This is a genomic window from Pseudotabrizicola sp. 4114 (assembly GCF_031457365.1).
Lineage (GTDB): Bacteria > Pseudomonadota > Alphaproteobacteria > Rhodobacterales > Rhodobacteraceae > Pseudotabrizicola.
In genome coordinates this window covers 370,911-385,254 of sequence record NZ_JAVDWP010000001.1, presented here as the reverse complement: position 1 = coordinate 385,254, position 14,344 = coordinate 370,911, and the positions used below count along the sequence as shown (strand labels likewise).

Below are 14,344 nucleotides of genomic sequence, written 5' to 3'. Positions count from 1 at the left end.
TTGGCGTCTGACGCCATATTTACAGGGCGACGTTAACTATTTCGACCACTGTCTCCGCCTCACGGCCACAGCAATCGACGATCAGCTGACTGCGCCGGGTCGCCGCAATCCCGCGGGCGACATTTCTACAGGAGACTTCACGATGGCCAAGGGCACCGTGAAATGGTTCAACGAGACTAAAGGCTACGGTTTCATTGCCCCCGAGGGCGGTAAAAAAGATGTCTTCGTCCACATCACCGCACTGGAACGGGCCGGTCTGCGCGGCCTCAAGGACGGTCAGGCCGTGACCTTCGATATCGAAGCCGGTCGTGACGGTCGCGAATCCGCCACCAACCTGTCGCTGTCCTAATCCCAGCCCAGGCGCGGCAGCCTGCATCGCCACAGCATTTGACTTCGAAAGGGCGCACCTCCCCGGCTGCGCCCTTTTTCATGCGCGCGGTGCGCAGGTTGCAAGGGTTGCCCCCCAGCCCCGCCAGAGCGCGATGCAAAGGCCCGCGTCCATCAGCCCATAGCCGCGCCCAACCCCGGGCCTGCATGGGCATAAAATGACCCCCCTCTTCAAATTCGACCCAAGTTTTGGGAAACTTTTAACAGTTTTCATGCGATCTCTCCTCTGCACCGCCTGTGGCGCATCCGGCTTGCCCCGCGCGCAAGCGTTCACGCCAAGGCTGACTCTGGCCAGCCCCTTCCGGCCAGCCCCCGGGACAAAAGGACGGACCGTCATGACAGACCCAAAAAACACCGATGCCACGCCCCAGCGCCCTAATATCCTGATCCTCATGGTGGACCAGCTGACCGGAACGCTGTTTCCCGACGGCCCCGCCGATTTTCTGCACACGCCCAACCTGCGGCTGCTGGCGCGCCATGCGCTGCGGTTTCAGAACTGCTACACCGCCTCGCCGCTCTGCGCGCCGGCGCGGGCCTCGTTCATGTCGGGCCAGCTGCCCAGCCGCACCCGGGTCTATGACAATGCCGCAGAATTTGCCTCGGACATCCCGACCTATGCCCATCATCTGCGCCGCGCCGGCTACTATACCGCGCTCTCGGGCAAGATGCACTTCGTCGGTCCCGACCAGTTGCACGGGTTTGAGGACCGGCTGACCACCGACATCTACCCCGCCGATTTCGGCTGGACCCCGGATTACCGCAAACCGGGCGAACGCATCGACTGGTGGTATCACACCCTCGGCTCGGTCACGGGCGCGGGCGTGGCCGAAATCACCAACCAGCTGGAATATGACGATGATGTCGCGTTTCAGGCTGTGCAGAAACTCTACGACCTGTCGCGCGGAAAAGACCCGCGCCCCTGGTGCCTCACCGTCAGCTTCACCCACCCGCACGACCCCTTTGTCGCCCGCCGCAAATACTGGGATCTGTATGACGGCGCGCCGGAACTCACCCCGCCCGAGCCGATCCCCTACGCGGCACAAGACCCCCATTCGAAACGCCTGATGGATGCCTGCGACTGGCGCAGCTTCGACATCTCACCCGAGCAGATCCGTCGTGCGCGGCAAGGTTACTTCGCCAACATCTCCTACATCGACGACAAGATCGGCGAACTCTTCGCCGTGCTGGAGGCGTCGCGGCAAGAAGCGGTGGTGGTCTTCCTGTCGGATCACGGCGAAATGCTGGGCGAACGTGGCCTCTGGTTCAAGATGAACTTCTTTGAAGGCTCCGCCCGCGTCCCACTGATGATCTCTGCCCCCGACCTCGCCCCCGGCCTGATCACCGACCCGGTCTCCACCATCGACCTCACCCCCACCCTCGCCGCTCTCGCCGGCGTGGATATGTCCGGGGTGATGCCATGGACCGATGGCGTTGACCTGACCCCGATGGCCACTGGTGGCAGTCGCCCGATGGTCGCCATGGAATACGCCGCCGAAGGCACGATCACCCCGATGATCGCCCTGCGCGAGGGCGCATGGAAATACATCCGCTGCGCCGCCGACCCCGAACAGCTCTTCGATCTCGCCGCCGACCCGGAAGAACGCAACAATCTCGCCACCGATCCCCGCGCCGCTCCGGTCCTCGACCACTTCCGCGCCGCCGCAGATGCCCGCTGGGATCTGCCCCGGTTCGACGCCGCCGTCCGCGAAAGCCAGGCCCGCCGCTGGGTGGTCTATGATGCCCTGCGCAACGGCGCCTATTTCCCCTGGGATTGCCAACCCCTGCGCGCCGCCTCCGAACGCTACATGCGCAACCACATGGACCTCAACGTGCTGGAGGACACCAGCCGCTATCCTCGGGGCGAATAGTGCGCTGCCACCGACAGACGCCTCCGGCGGGAGTATTTAAGAAAGGTGCAAATGGCTTGCAGCTTTCAAAAATACTCCCCGCGGAGCGTCCGCCGCCAAAGCCGCGCCACACTGCAAGTCTTGCGGCACCGTCCCGCATCCCGTGGCAACGCCGCCGAGCGGGGGCTCGATGCCCCCCGAGGCGGCACCCGGCGCAAAGGTCACGCTAGCGTGCATCTTCCAGCACGATCTGCGCGCCCTTCCACCCGGTCAGGATCGCCGGGGCATTGGTGTTGCCCGCGATGATGTTGGGAAAGCTCGCGGCGTCTATCACCCGCAGCCCCGCCACGCCCCGCACCCGCAGCCGCGCGTCCAGCACGCTGGTCGCGGGGTCCGCCCCCATCCGGCAGGTGCAGCACGGGTGATAGACCGTCCCCGACCGCGCCCGGAAATCCGCGATCAGATCTTCGTCCGCGCGCACCTGCGGCCCCGGACGCAACTCTTCCTTGATCAGCCGCGCCATCGCCGGTTGCGCCGCGATCCGGCGCAGGAATTTGACCGCATCCAGCATCTCAGCGACATCATGCTCGGTCGCAAAGGCATTCGCCACGATCACCGGATGCGCCAGCGGATCAGGGCTGGCCAGCCGGATCTCCCCGCGCGAGGTCGGGCGGCAGTTCGACAGCCCCAGCGACAGGCCCGACCACGGGTCCGGCGACAGGATCGGGCGCTCGCCATCGCGCGGGATCAGCGTCGAAAACGCCTGCATGTACAGTTGCATGTTCGGCCGCGCGAGGCCCGGATCGGTGCGGAAGAACCCGCCCGCATGGTTGATGGACTTGGCCAGCGGCCCCCGCCCCCCCAGCAGATATTGCAACCCCACCAGCGCCTTGCCCCACCAGGGGCGCAGGATGTCGTTATAGGTCGGCACCCGCATCGACCAGGTATAGTTGATGCCCTGATGGTCACTCAGATGCCTGCCCACATTGGGGTTGTCGACCACCACCGGCAGCCCCATCGCCTGCAACAGCGCCCCCGGCCCGATGCCCGACAACTGCAACAGCTGCGGGCTGTTGATCGCGCCGCCCGACAGGATCACCTCGCCCCGCGCCCGCAAGCTGCGCGTCTCGCCGTTCTGTCGCAGCTCCACCCCCACGGCGCGGCCGGCCTCGATGATCACCCGTGTCACCTGCGCATGGGTCAGCACCCGCAGGTTGGGCCGCTTCATCGCCGGGCGCAGAAACGCCCGCGCGGTGGAATTGCGCCGTGCGCCCTTGATGGTCATCTGATAGACACCCGCGCCTTCCTGCGACGCGCCGTTGAAATCCGCCACCTCCGGCAGCCCGGCCTCGCCGCAGGCGGCAATGTAGTCGCGCACCAGCGGATGCAGCCCCTGCCGGTTGGCCGAGATGAACAGCGGCCCGCCCTGACCGCGCCAATCATCGGCCCCGGCCTCGTTGTCCTCGATCCGGCGATAGGCGGGCAGGCAGTCGTCCCAGCCCCAGCCCGGTGCCGCCGTGCCCCAGTCGTCGTAATCGGCCCGGTGCCCCCGGATCCACACCATCGCGTTGATCGCCGATGACCCGCCCAGCAGCCGCCCGCGTGGCCAGTGATCACGGTTGCCCGCCAGCCCCGGATCAGGCTCGGCGCGGTACATCCAGTTCACCGCCGGGTCATAGAACAACTTGCCATAGCCCAGCGGCATCTGCACATAAAACCGCCGGTCACTGCCCCCGGCCTCGATCAGCGTCACCTTGTGCCGCCCCGAGGCGCTCAGCCGCTCGGCCAGCACACAGCCGGCCGACCCTGCGCCCACGATGATGTAATCGCTGTCTTCCATATTGCCCTGACTGCTGTGCCACGTGTTGACCAGCCGCCAGCCTAGCCGCGCGTCGGGCCGCCACTTGCGCGAATGCGACATCCGGCGTCGCAGCTATGCGCTGACCTCAAGGCGCGGCGCATAGCTGACCGGAAACGCCACCGAACGCGCGATGAAACAGACCGCGTGAATGCGGTGGTGAAGGGCTTCTGCGATCCCCAGATCCGCCCCCGGCGCGACCGTGATCACCGGCCGCAGCTCCACCGCCGTAAACCGCCCCGCGCCGCCCGGCCCGATTTCTCCGGTGCCGACCGGGCAATCCTCATACCCCGTCACCACAATTCCCGCTTCCGAGGCGTAATGCAGATACCACAGCATATGACAGGCCGAGAGCGCCGAAAGCAGCAGATCCTCCGGGTTCATCTTGCCCGGATCGCCGCCCAGCAGCGGATCGTTGGAGCACTGCACCACCGCCTTGCCCGGCACCGCAATCTGCCAGGTCCGCGCATAGCCGCGATAGCTGCGGGTGCCCTCCCCCGTATTCCCGGTCCATACGATCCGGCTGGTATAGTCATGCTTTGCCATTGCGATGCCCTTTCCTCATGGTCAAAAAACGCTGCACATCTGTCAGGCCAAACGATGTCAGCTGCTCCTTTGCCCGACATGACGGCCCGCCGCTTCGGGGCGCGGCAGGGCGGCATGGGCCTGCGCGATCGGCAGCAGCCGGTCGAGGATCGCCTGAGGCGCTGCGCAGGTCTTGCCGCGTGCCATATCGACATGCAGCAGCATCTGTTCCAGCGTGGCCACCGGCTGGCCGTTTCGCAGGATGCGGATAAAGAGGTGCAGCCGTTTCTCATCCGCCGCCAGCACCTGCACGGTGCCGGTCAGCGCGTCGCCCAGCTTTGCCTCGCCCAGATGCACCAGATGGGTCTCGGCGGTGTAATAGCTGAAGCCGGTGCCGACATAGGCGATATCCGCGCCGATATGGCGCAGAAATGCATCCACGGTTTCGGAACAGGCGAACAGGTAGCGGCTTTCGGTCATGTGACCGTTATAGTCGATCCAGCCCGGCAGCACCGTCAGCCGCGCCGCCTCCATCGGCCCGTCGCCCGGCACCGGCGCGGGCAGGTTGGCCCGGCGGCGGGCGTCATGCTCCAAAAGCACCTTGCCCGCGCCCCAGTTGCGCTCTTTCAGCACCCGCAGAAACCCGGTCAGGTTCTGGTCGCGGATGCGCTCCAGCGCGCGGATGCTGTGGTGCCCGGATTGGGCATCCGACTGGCCCGCGATCAGATCGACCAGCTCCTCGGTGAACTCCGGCACATCGGTCAGCCGCGACCACGGCCATTGCAGGCAGGGCCCGAACTGCGCCATGAAATGCTTCATCCCGGCCTCGCCGCCCGCCACCCGATAGGTCTCGAACAGCCCCATCTGGCCCCAGCGCAGGCCAAAGCCCATGCGGATAGCCTCGTCGATCTCTTCCGTGGTGGCCACCCCGTCCTTGACCAGCCACAACGCCTCACGCCAGACCGCTTCCAGGAAGCGGTCCGCGATATGGGCGTCGATCTCCTTGCGCACATGAAGGGGGAACATGCCGATCTCGCGCAAGATCTCTTTTGCCGCCTCGATCACGGCCGGGTCAGAGGCGGGCGACGGCACCACTTCGGCCAGCGGCAACAGGTAGACCGGGTTGAACGGATGGGCGACAAAGATCACCGCCGGGTTGGCGGCGTTTTGTTGCAATTGTGAAGGTTTGAAGCCGGAAGTCGAGCTTCCCAGCGGCGTATCGGGGGCAACTTGCTGGATTTGTGCAAAGACCCGGTGCTTCAGCTCCAGCCGTTCGCTGACCGATTCCTGGATGTACTCCGCGCCCTCGACCGCCTCGGTGATCGTCCCGGCAAAGCTCAGCCGCCCCTCGACGGGCATCGGCCCGCCCGACAGCGCGGGCAGCGCCGCACGGGCGTTGTCCAGCACCTCGCCCAGCTTGCGCGGGGCCTCGGGGTCGGGGTCGAACACCGCCACATCCCAGCCGTTGAGCAGGAACCGCGCCGCCCAGCCGCCGCCGATCACCCCACCGCCAATGATTGCCGCCTTGCGCGCCATGCGTCATCCCCTGTCACTTGCTGTTACCGGCGGCGCGGCCCCCCACCCCATCCCTCCCCCACAAGGGGGGAGGGAGGCGCAAAAGACCCCACCGCCGCGCGGGATGCTACCGCTGATCCGTCCGCTGCAACGCAGCCTCATCATAGCCGTTCTTGCGGAACACCTGCCCCGCCCAGCGCCGCTCGGCTGCCGTCACCTCGCGGTCACGGTGCAGCATCCAGCCCGCCAGCCGGGTCGGCGTGCCGACCAGCACCGTGCGCCCGTCCGGGCTTTGGCCGATCACCCAGTAATCCCCGGCAAACGGCACCCCGGCCAGCCTGACCTTGAACTGCCCCGGCCCGACCTGTGCCGCCGTTCCGGTGATCTGCACCAGCTGACCATCCCGGCGGCAGCGGTTGACCACGCTCAGCCCACCCTCGGCCACGCCATAGGTGGCGGTCGTATGGCTGCACCCGTCCTGAAACGGCGCGGGAAAGCTTGCCACCTCGTACCACGTTCCCAGCAAGCGCTCTGGCGCGAGATCCAGCAGATACATCGGTGCCGCGGCATAACGCGGCGATGGCGTATGCGGGTCGCACCCCGCCAAAGCCAACACAGCCAACAAAAGAAGTCGTTTCATAGCGGGGCCCTTTTCTCCAGTTTCAGCCGCGCCCGCACCTCTGCGGGCGTGATCACCCGCGCGCCCATGGTCTCGATGATCGTGGCCGCGCGCTCGACCAGCTGAGCATTGGTCGCCAGCACCCCTTTGTCGAGCCAAAGGTTGTCCTCCAGCCCGACCCGCACATTGCCGCCGCCCAGCACCGAGGCCGCAACATAGGGCATCTGGTGCCGACCCAGCGCAAAGGCCGACCAGTGCCAGCCGGCGGGCACATTGTTGACCATGCCCATAAAGGTGTTGAGGTCATCCGGCGCCCCCCAGGGCACGCCCATGCACAGCTGCACCAGCACCGGCTCGGGGATCACGCCCTCGCGCACCAGTTCTTTCGCCAACCACAGATGCCCGGTGTCAAACGCCTCGATCTCGATCCGCACGCCCGCCGCCGTCATCCGCCGCGCCATGTCGCGCAACATGCCCGGCGTGTTGACCATCACATAATCGGCCTCGTTGAAATTCATTGTGCCGCAATCGAGCGTGCAGATCTCGGGCCGACACTCAACGATATGCGCCACCCGCTCGGCAGCCCCGGCCATGTCAGAGCGCGGGCCGATCCGGCCCATATCCTCGGTGCCCTCGAAAAAGATGTCGCCGCCCATTCCGGCGGTCAGGTTCAGCACCACATCCTCGCCCGCATCACGGATGCGCTCGGTGACTTCGCGGTACAGCGCCAACGCGCGCGACGGCCTGCCGGTCTCGGGGTCGCGCACATGGCAATGCACCACCGCCGCCCCCGCCTTGGCCGCATCAATGGCAGAGTCGGCAATTTGCTTCGGGCTGCGCGGCACATGCGGGCTGCGGTCTTGCGTGGCCCCCGATCCGGTCACGGCACAGGTGATGAAAACCTCGCGGTTCATGGTCAATGGCATGGGATCCCCTTTTGTTGCCACCAGCGTAGCGCGCCACTCAGCCTGCGCTTTGCGATTTACGAAATCCGCATGGCGGAAAATGCACTCTTTTGCCCCGGCCCGCATCCCGCCCGACATCGCCGTGCTGATGCTGCCGCATTGCTCGATTCCAAAGATCGCCCCGGTGCTGGCCAGCGCCGATATGGTCGAAGGCCACCGCGCCCGGACCCATGACCGTCAGCATCGGCCTGCCGGTCCGCCGTCTGGTAAGCGGTTCCTCGCCCCCCCGCCACCACGCCCCGCCGCCGCACTGTCCGCCAACGGCGCAGGGGGGCGCTGCCCCCCGCCTTCGGCCCCCCCGGAGTACTTAGAAAGCAGCAATGCAAAGACTGTCCCTGCTGAATTGCACCTTTCAAAAATACTCCGGGGGATGGGCCAAAGGCCCAAGGGGGCAGCGCCCCCTTTCCCCAGAAGATGAAGAAAGTCTTAAACCGGCAGGATCAAGTCCTTGATTTCGTTATAGCTGGCAGAATGTAACACAGGGGGCACTCAAACCTCCTCCAGCAACCCCCGTCCCTTCAGCAAAGCCTCCACCCCAGGCATCTTGCCCCGGAACTGCAGGTACAGCTGCTCCGCCTCCTCCGACCCGCCCGCAGCCAGAATGAACCGTTCCAGCCGGGCGGCGGTGGCCGGGTCAAAGGCATCCCCCACCTCCTCAAAGGCGGCAAAGGCGTCGGCATCCATCACCTCGGACCACATGTAGGAATAGTAGCCGGAGGAATAGCCGTCGCCGGTGAAGATATGGGCGAAATGCGGGGTCGCATGCCGCATCCGGATCGCCCGCGGCATCCCCAGCGCCTCCAGCACCTCGGCCTGTTTCTGCATCGGATCGGCGGGGGGCGGGCCTTCATGGAACTCCAGATCGACCATGGCAGAGGCGATGAACTCCACCGTGCCAAAGCCCTGATCATAGGTACTGGCGGCGAGCAATCGTTCCAGCATGTCCGCAGGCATCGGCTCCCCCGTCTGCCAGTGCCGGGCGTGCTGTTCCAGCACGGCAGGCACCTCCAGCCAATGCTCATAAAGCTGGCTCGGCAGTTCCACGAAATCGCGGGCGACCGAGGTGCCGGAAATGAACCCATAGGTCACATCCGACAGCATCTGATGCAGGGCATGGCCGAACTCATGGAACAGGGTCCGCGCATCGTCATAAGACAGCAGCGCCGGATCGCCCTTGGCGAAGTTGCAGACGTTGACGACGATGGGCCGCACCTCACCACCCAGCTTGCGCTGCGAGCGCATGGCCGAGCACCACGCGCCAGACCGCTTTGACCCGCGCGCAAAGTAATCGCCCAGGAACACCGCCACATGCGCGCCGTTGCGGGTGACCTCCCAGCCGCGCACGTCCGGGTGATAGAACGGGCCGTCCAGTTCACGGAATTCCAGCCCGAACAGCCGGTTGGCGCAGTCGAACTGCGCGGCCAGCATCGCATCCAGAGACAGATAGGGTTTCAGCGCGGCCTCATCCAGATCATGCTCGGCGCGGCGGCGTTTTTCGCTGTAAAAGCGCCAGTCCCACGGCTCCAGCGGCCCGGCAATGCCATCGGCCAGCAGCATCGCCTCCAGCACCTTTGCATCTGCTTCGGCCTTGGCCCGCGCAGGCTGCCAGACCCGCATCAGCAGATCGCGCACCGCCGCCGGGGTTTTCGCCATCTCCGGTTCCAGCTTGTACGCGGCAAAGCTGGCATAGCCCAACAGCTTCGCCCGTTCGTCCCGCAACGCCAGGATTTCTGCCGCGATTCCCCGGTTGTCATGGTCATTGCCATTCGCCCCCCGCGCGCCCCAGGCCTCATAGGCCAGTTTGCGCAACGCGCGGCGCGGCGAGAACTGGAGGAACGGCACGATCAGCGAGCGGTTGAGGGTCACCACCGCGCCATCGGCCCCGCGCTCCTGCCCGGCGGCACGGGCGCTTGCCACCACGAACTCGGGCAACCCCTCCAGATCGGCCTCGGCCAGCGGCAGGAACCAGTCGCGCTCATCCGCCAGCAGGTTCTGGCTGAACTGGGTGCCCAGCACGGCAAGCCGCGATTTCACCGCCGTCAGCCGCGCCGCCGCGTCGCCCTCCAACTGCGCGCCGGAGCGGACGAACATCTGGCGGTACAGGGTCAGCACCCGCATCTGCTCCGCCGTCAGGTCCAGCGCGTCGCGCCCCTGCCACAAGGTCTCGATCCGGGCAAACAGCGCCTTGTTGTTCGACACTTCGGATGAAAACGCGCTCATCTTCGGGGCCAGATCACGCATCAGCGCCTCGCGCGCGTCATTCGAGTCTGCCCCGGCAAGGTTGTAAAACACCCCCGCCACCCGGTCCAAGCTGCCCTCGGCCAGCTCCAGCGCGTCGATCACATTGGCGAAGGTCGGGGCCTCGTCACTCGCCGCGATCACAGCGATATTGGCCCGCGCCTCGGTCAGGGCCGCGTCGAATGCGGGGGTAAAATCCTCGTCCCGGATCAGGTCAAACGGCGGCAGGCCAAAGGGCGTGGTCCAGTCTTGGGCGAAAACGGTCATGGGGGTCTCCTTTGACCGCAAAGCTAGGCACGCCAGCGGCAAAGGTCCACACCCCATGCGCTTGCACCTTTCTGAAATACTCCCGCGCGGAGCGCTTCTGCCCGTGTCGTTAGCGAAACCGGTCTAGAAGTTTCTGCATCGGACTGCGGTTGTCGGGTTCCTCGGCGGCGGGTGCCGGTTTGGCCTCGGGTTGGGCGTCTGACTTGGGCTCCCGTTTCGTCTCAGGCCGCGCCTTGTCTGACGACCTTGGCGGGGCCACGCGCAGGGCGACGGCGTTCATGAATTTCTGGCCGTCGCCTGCCGCCAGATGCGCCGCCCCATCTGACAGACCGCGCAGCAGATCCTCCAGCCAGTCCTGATCGGCCTTGGCGAAATCGTGCAGCACGTAAGCCGCCACCGCATCCTTGTGCCCCGGATGGCCGATGCCAAGCCGCACCCGGCCATAGCCCTCGCCCACAGTGCCACTGATCGAGCGCAGCCCGTTGTGTCCGGCATGACCCCCGCCCTGCTTGATCCGGCATTTGCCGGGGGCAAGGTCCAGCTCGTCATGAAACACGGTGATATCGCCCAGTGCCAGCTTGTAAAACGCCATCACCGCCTGCACCGACTGGCCCGACAGGTTCATGAAGGTGCCGGGTTTCAGCACCAGCACCTTTTCATCCCCCAGCCGCCCCTCGGCCACCTCGCCCTTGAACGCCGGTTTCCACGGGCCAAAGCTGTGATCCGCCGCAATCCGGTCCACTGCCATGAATCCGATATTGTGCCGGTTGCCCGCGTATTTCGCACCCGGGTTGCCAAGACCTACAAGCAGTTTCATTGCGTTCTCCTGTTGCCCCTTCCTTGACGAAGAGGGCGGCAGCCGTCAAGCATCGGGCAGGAAAAGGGAGCCATCATGCGCTTTGCCGTTGTCTGTTCTGTCCGCAACGAAGGGCCGTTTCTGGTGGAATGGGTGGCGTGGTACCGGCATCTGGGCTTCACCGATATTGTGGTGGTGACCAATGACTCCACCGATCATTCGCCCGGATTGCTCGATGCCATGGCCCCCGCAGGCGTGACCCATCTGCGCCATGACGTGCCGGGCGGCACCAACATCTGCGCCCGCAAGCTGGAGGCAGCCAAGGCGCTGCCACAGGTCAGCGGTGCCGATTGGGTGCTGGTCTGTGATGTGGATGAGTTTCTGGTGATCCACCGGGGGGCGGGCCGGATCACCGATCTGATCCCTGATGATGCCGGGTTTCTGGGCATGGCGATCAACTGGCGGGTGTTCGGCACATCCGGGCGGGTGGCGTGGGAGGATGGGCTGGTCCACCGCCAGTTCCTGCGCGCCAGTGAAAGCCGGGATTTCCCCTCGACCTGGATCAAGACGATCCACGCCCAGCCCAGCTGGTTCCGCCGTCTGGGGGAGCATGGGCCGAAACGACTGCTGCCGCGCCATGCGGGACGCTGGGGGCAAGACGGCATGGCCTGGGTCAACGCCGATGGCGATGCCCTGCCGGAATGGACGCCGGATGGCGACTACCTGCGCCGGGTGCCGATGGCGCGGGTCAGTCATGCGACGGCGCAGATGAACCATTACATGATCCGTTCCGAAGAAAGCTTCGGGCTGAAAAAGGGCACGCTGTCTTCGGTCGCGGGCAAGGACCGCTACACCGACAGCTTCTTTGACCGCTACAACCGGAATGAGATTTTCGACAACAGCGCCCTGCGCCATGCAACTGCGTTTGAAGCAGAGCACAGCGCACTGATGGCCCTGCCCGATGTCGCCCGCCTGCATCACCTGTGTTGTGCCGACTATGTGGCGCGGCTGGCGGCCAAGGCGGGCAGGTCCGCCGGGAATGACCCGCGCCACGAACATCATCTGGAGATGGCGGCACGAACGTAAGACCGCCTCATATTCAAAAAGCGCGGCAGGTTTCCCTGCCGCGCCTCTATCTGTTGCGACCTTCAGGCCCGGAGGCCAAAGATCACTCTTCGGCTGCGTCGTCCGCGTTGTCTTCCGACCGCAGACCCGACGGGGCCGCGATGTTGGCGATGACAAAGTTGCGCGCGATCGAGGGCTTGACGCCTTCGGGCAGCACAACATCGTCGATGTGGATGACGTCGCCGATGTTCTTGCCGGTCAGGTCAACCGTGATGTGATCCGGGATTTCCCCGGCGGTCACTTCCAGTTCGACTTCCTGACGCACCACGGTCAGCGTGCCGCCACGCTTCAGGCCGGGGGCCTTGTCCTGATTCTCAAAGTTCACGTGAATGAACAGATTGATCCGCGAGGTGCGACGCAGGCGCATCAGGTCGACGTGGGTCGGAAGATCCTTGACCACATCGCGCTGCACACCGCGGCAGATCACGCGGACATCTTCCTGACCTTCAACTTTCAGGTTGAACAGCGTCGAAAGGAAACGTCCCTTGCGCAGTTTGGTCAGAAGATAGTTGTATTTGATGTTGATCGGTTGCGGGTCTACACCACCACCGTAAACAATACCGGGCACGAGTTGCTCACGACGAGCTTGACGGGCGGCCCCCTTGCCTGTCCCCGTACGTGCCTCGGCGATCAGATCAGGGATCTCACCAGCCATTGCAGTTCTCCATATAAATAAGTCCACCGCCCTCCAAGGGTGCGCGGCGCGACCGGGGGGCTATAGCGGGGAATCAACGCGGGGGAAAGCGCAAATCGCCTTTTTTCTTTGCGCCCTGCTCCATGGCCTGCGCCAGATCGGCAATGGTGCGGCGGGCAAAGTGGCGGCGCAGCACCGCTTCTGCCTCGGCCACCGCTTCGGTCATCGTGCTGTGCAGCGCGGCCACGATGGCGCAGCCATCCGGTGCCGCCAGCGGCTCCACCGTCATCAGCGGCGCGCCGATGGCCGCGTAGACATCGGCGACGGTGATGCTGTCGGCCGGCTTTGCCAGCCGCCAGCCACCCGCATGACCCTTGCCCGACACCACAATCCCCTGCACCCGCAGCAGGCCAAGCACCCGCCGCACCACCACAGGATTGGTCGCATTGTGCCCGGCAATCACCTCTGACGTGAACGCCTGATCCGGGGCTGCCGCCATATGACCCAGCGTGTGCAGGGCGAGAGAGAGCTTGTTGTTTCGCTTCATGTAACTATCATAGTTACGTGATTCGCGAGATGCAAGGAAAACTCATGAGCAACGAGATTGATGTGGCCATCGTGGGCGGCAGCTTTGCCGGACTGGCGGCGGGGCTGATGCTGGCACGGGCGCGCAGGCGGGTGGTGGTGTTTGACGACGGCCAGACCCGCAACCGCTTTGCAGCCGAGGGGCATGGCTTTCTGGGCATGGACGGTCTGGCCCCGGCGGAAATGCAGCGGCGCGGGCAGGCCGATCTGCTGGCCTATCCGACCGCCCGGATCGAGCGGGCACGGGTCACCACCATCCGCGCCCGCGACGGCGGGTTTGAACTGCAGGCCGGTGCGCCGTGGCGCGCGGCCAAGGTCATTCTTGCCCATGGCATGCGCGACATCCTGCCCGATATTCCGGGGCTGGAGGCAGGCTGGGGCCAATGGGCGATGCAATGCCCCTATTGCCACGGGTATGAGGTCGCCGATCAGCCCACCGGCATCCTGATGACCAGCCCCGCCGTGCCGCATCACCTGACCATGCTGCGCGACTGGACCCATGATCTGGCGCTGTTCTGCAACGGCCACCCGCTGCCCGATGAGGTACGGGCCAAAGCGGCAGGATGGGGCATTCCGATTTATGATCTGCCGGTTGTGGCGATCCGGGATGAGGGGAAGAGCCGGACCCTGCTGCTGGCAGACGGTCAACAGGTTCAGCGGGCGGTGGTTTATCTGGTCTCCCGCTCCGAGCCGTCCTGCGATCTGCCCGCACAGCTTGGCTGCCGGACAGAGGACGGCATGACCGGCCCGTTTGTCAGCGTGGACATGATGCAGAACACCTCGGTGCCCGGAGTATTTGCGGCGGGCGATCTGTGCCGTCCGATGTATGGCGCGCTGTTTGCTGCCGCAGACGGGGCACGGGCCGGATCGGCGGCGCATCACGCCTTGCTGTTTCACGACGCATAGACCGCAACGCGCAAACCGCGTCTCGCGTTCAACGCTATCCCCTGCAACCCGAACGCGCTTGCAAAAGCAAACGCTGC

General features: G+C 65.3%; 13 protein-coding genes. 4 read left to right on the top strand and 9 right to left on the bottom strand.

Translation table 11 applies throughout. The features are described 5' to 3' along the window. Window positions 1–142: 142 nt before the first annotated feature. Entirely contained in the window at window positions 143–349 is a 207-nt protein-coding gene (locus J2X53_RS01910) for a cold-shock protein (protein ID WP_100197370.1), read from the top strand. Window positions 350–722: 373 nt separating this feature from the next. Further along, window positions 723–2,255 carry a choline-sulfatase gene (gene betC / locus J2X53_RS01905; RefSeq protein WP_349035790.1) on the top strand — a complete coding sequence of 511 codons (1,533 nt, stop codon included), beginning with the start codon at window positions 723–725 and terminating at the stop codon, window positions 2,253–2,255. Window positions 2,256–2,460: 205 nt separating this feature from the next. Here betC and J2X53_RS01900 read toward each other — a convergent pair whose 3' ends face one another. The 7 genes from J2X53_RS01900 to pth form a co-directional block, all read right to left on the bottom strand. Beyond that, the gene (locus tag J2X53_RS01900; RefSeq protein ID WP_349035789.1) at window positions 2,461–4,155 is read right to left on the bottom strand and encodes a GMC family oxidoreductase N-terminal domain-containing protein; all 1,695 of its coding nucleotides are present in this window, start codon (window positions 4,153–4,155) and stop codon (window positions 2,461–2,463) included. Window positions 4,156–4,167: 12 nt separating this feature from the next. Continuing rightward, window positions 4,168–4,638 carry an OsmC family protein gene (locus J2X53_RS01895; RefSeq protein ID WP_349035788.1) on the bottom strand — a complete coding sequence of 157 codons (471 nt, stop codon included), beginning with the start codon at window positions 4,636–4,638 and terminating at the stop codon, window positions 4,168–4,170. A gap of 57 nt (window positions 4,639–4,695) precedes the next feature. Next, on the bottom strand, window positions 4,696–6,153 hold the full coding sequence (locus tag J2X53_RS01890) for a carnitine 3-dehydrogenase (RefSeq protein ID WP_349035787.1): 1,458 nt from the start codon (window positions 6,151–6,153) through the stop codon (window positions 4,696–4,698). Window positions 6,154–6,259: 106 nt separating this feature from the next. Next, window positions 6,260–6,772 carry a lipocalin family protein gene (locus J2X53_RS01885; protein WP_349035786.1) on the bottom strand — a complete coding sequence of 171 codons (513 nt, stop codon included), beginning with the start codon at window positions 6,770–6,772 and terminating at the stop codon, window positions 6,260–6,262. After that, window positions 6,769–7,677, bottom strand: coding sequence for a 3-keto-5-aminohexanoate cleavage protein (locus tag J2X53_RS01880; protein WP_349035785.1), 909 nt, complete (start codon window positions 7,675–7,677; stop codon window positions 6,769–6,771). Before J2X53_RS01880 ends, J2X53_RS01885 begins: the two co-directional genes overlap by 4 nt. 528 nt (window positions 7,678–8,205) lie before the next feature. Beyond that, a complete protein-coding gene (locus J2X53_RS01875) occupies window positions 8,206–10,221 on the bottom strand; it encodes a M3 family metallopeptidase (RefSeq protein WP_349035784.1) in 2,016 nt (671 codons plus the stop codon). Window positions 10,222–10,330: 109 nt separating this feature from the next. Continuing rightward, on the bottom strand, window positions 10,331–11,038 hold the full coding sequence (gene pth / locus J2X53_RS01870) for an aminoacyl-tRNA hydrolase (protein ID WP_349035783.1): 708 nt from the start codon (window positions 11,036–11,038) through the stop codon (window positions 10,331–10,333). A 75-nt stretch (window positions 11,039–11,113) separates the two neighbouring features. Between pth and J2X53_RS01865 the strand changes: the two genes are divergently transcribed. After that, a complete protein-coding gene (locus J2X53_RS01865; protein WP_349035782.1) occupies window positions 11,114–12,103 on the top strand; it encodes a glycosyltransferase family 2 protein in 990 nt (329 codons plus the stop codon). Between the two features lie 82 nt (window positions 12,104–12,185). On the opposite strand, the gene J2X53_RS01860 is transcribed toward J2X53_RS01865, so the two are convergent. Both J2X53_RS01860 and J2X53_RS01855 read right to left on the bottom strand, forming a co-directional pair. Then, a complete protein-coding gene (locus tag J2X53_RS01860) occupies window positions 12,186–12,797 on the bottom strand; it encodes a 50S ribosomal protein L25/general stress protein Ctc (RefSeq protein WP_349035781.1) in 612 nt (203 codons plus the stop codon). Between the two features lie 73 nt (window positions 12,798–12,870). Next, window positions 12,871–13,323: an Rrf2 family transcriptional regulator gene (locus J2X53_RS01855; protein ID WP_349035780.1), complete on the bottom strand. Its 453-nt coding sequence runs from the start codon at window positions 13,321–13,323 to the stop codon at window positions 12,871–12,873. Window positions 13,324–13,367: 44 nt separating this feature from the next. On the opposite strand from J2X53_RS01855, the gene J2X53_RS01850 reads away from it, so the two are divergent. Further along, window positions 13,368–14,267, top strand: coding sequence for an NAD(P)/FAD-dependent oxidoreductase (locus J2X53_RS01850; RefSeq protein WP_349035779.1), 900 nt, complete (start codon window positions 13,368–13,370; stop codon window positions 14,265–14,267). The last annotated feature ends 77 nt before the right edge of the window (window positions 14,268–14,344 follow it).

Excerpts from the sequence above, each read along its gene's own strand:
- J2X53_RS01880 (WP_349035785.1), bottom strand. The coding sequence starts at position 7,677 with ATGCCATTGACCATGAACCGCGAGGTTTTCATCACCTGTGCCGTGACC.
- J2X53_RS01860 (WP_349035781.1), bottom strand. The coding sequence starts at position 12,797 with ATGGCTGGTGAGATCCCTGATCTGATCGCCGAGGCACGTACGGGGACA.
- J2X53_RS01875 (WP_349035784.1), bottom strand. The coding sequence starts at position 10,221 with ATGACCGTTTTCGCCCAAGACTGGACCACGCCCTTTGGCCTGCCGCCG.
- J2X53_RS01850 (WP_349035779.1), top strand. The coding sequence starts at position 13,368 with ATGAGCAACGAGATTGATGTGGCCATCGTGGGCGGCAGCTTTGCCGGA.
- J2X53_RS01855 (WP_349035780.1), bottom strand. The coding sequence starts at position 13,323 with ATGAAGCGAAACAACAAGCTCTCTCTCGCCCTGCACACGCTGGGTCAT.
- J2X53_RS01890 (WP_349035787.1), bottom strand. The coding sequence starts at position 6,153 with ATGGCGCGCAAGGCGGCAATCATTGGCGGTGGGGTGATCGGCGGCGGC.
- J2X53_RS01910 (WP_100197370.1), top strand. The coding sequence starts at position 143 with ATGGCCAAGGGCACCGTGAAATGGTTCAACGAGACTAAAGGCTACGGT.
- J2X53_RS01900 (WP_349035789.1), bottom strand. The coding sequence starts at position 4,155 with ATGTCGCATTCGCGCAAGTGGCGGCCCGACGCGCGGCTAGGCTGGCGG.
- J2X53_RS01865 (WP_349035782.1), top strand. The coding sequence starts at position 11,114 with ATGCGCTTTGCCGTTGTCTGTTCTGTCCGCAACGAAGGGCCGTTTCTG.
- J2X53_RS01885 (WP_349035786.1), bottom strand. The coding sequence starts at position 6,772 with ATGAAACGACTTCTTTTGTTGGCTGTGTTGGCTTTGGCGGGGTGCGAC.
- betC (WP_349035790.1), top strand. The coding sequence starts at position 723 with ATGACAGACCCAAAAAACACCGATGCCACGCCCCAGCGCCCTAATATC.
- J2X53_RS01895 (WP_349035788.1), bottom strand. The coding sequence starts at position 4,638 with ATGGCAAAGCATGACTATACCAGCCGGATCGTATGGACCGGGAATACG.
- pth (WP_349035783.1), bottom strand. The coding sequence starts at position 11,038 with ATGAAACTGCTTGTAGGTCTTGGCAACCCGGGTGCGAAATACGCGGGC.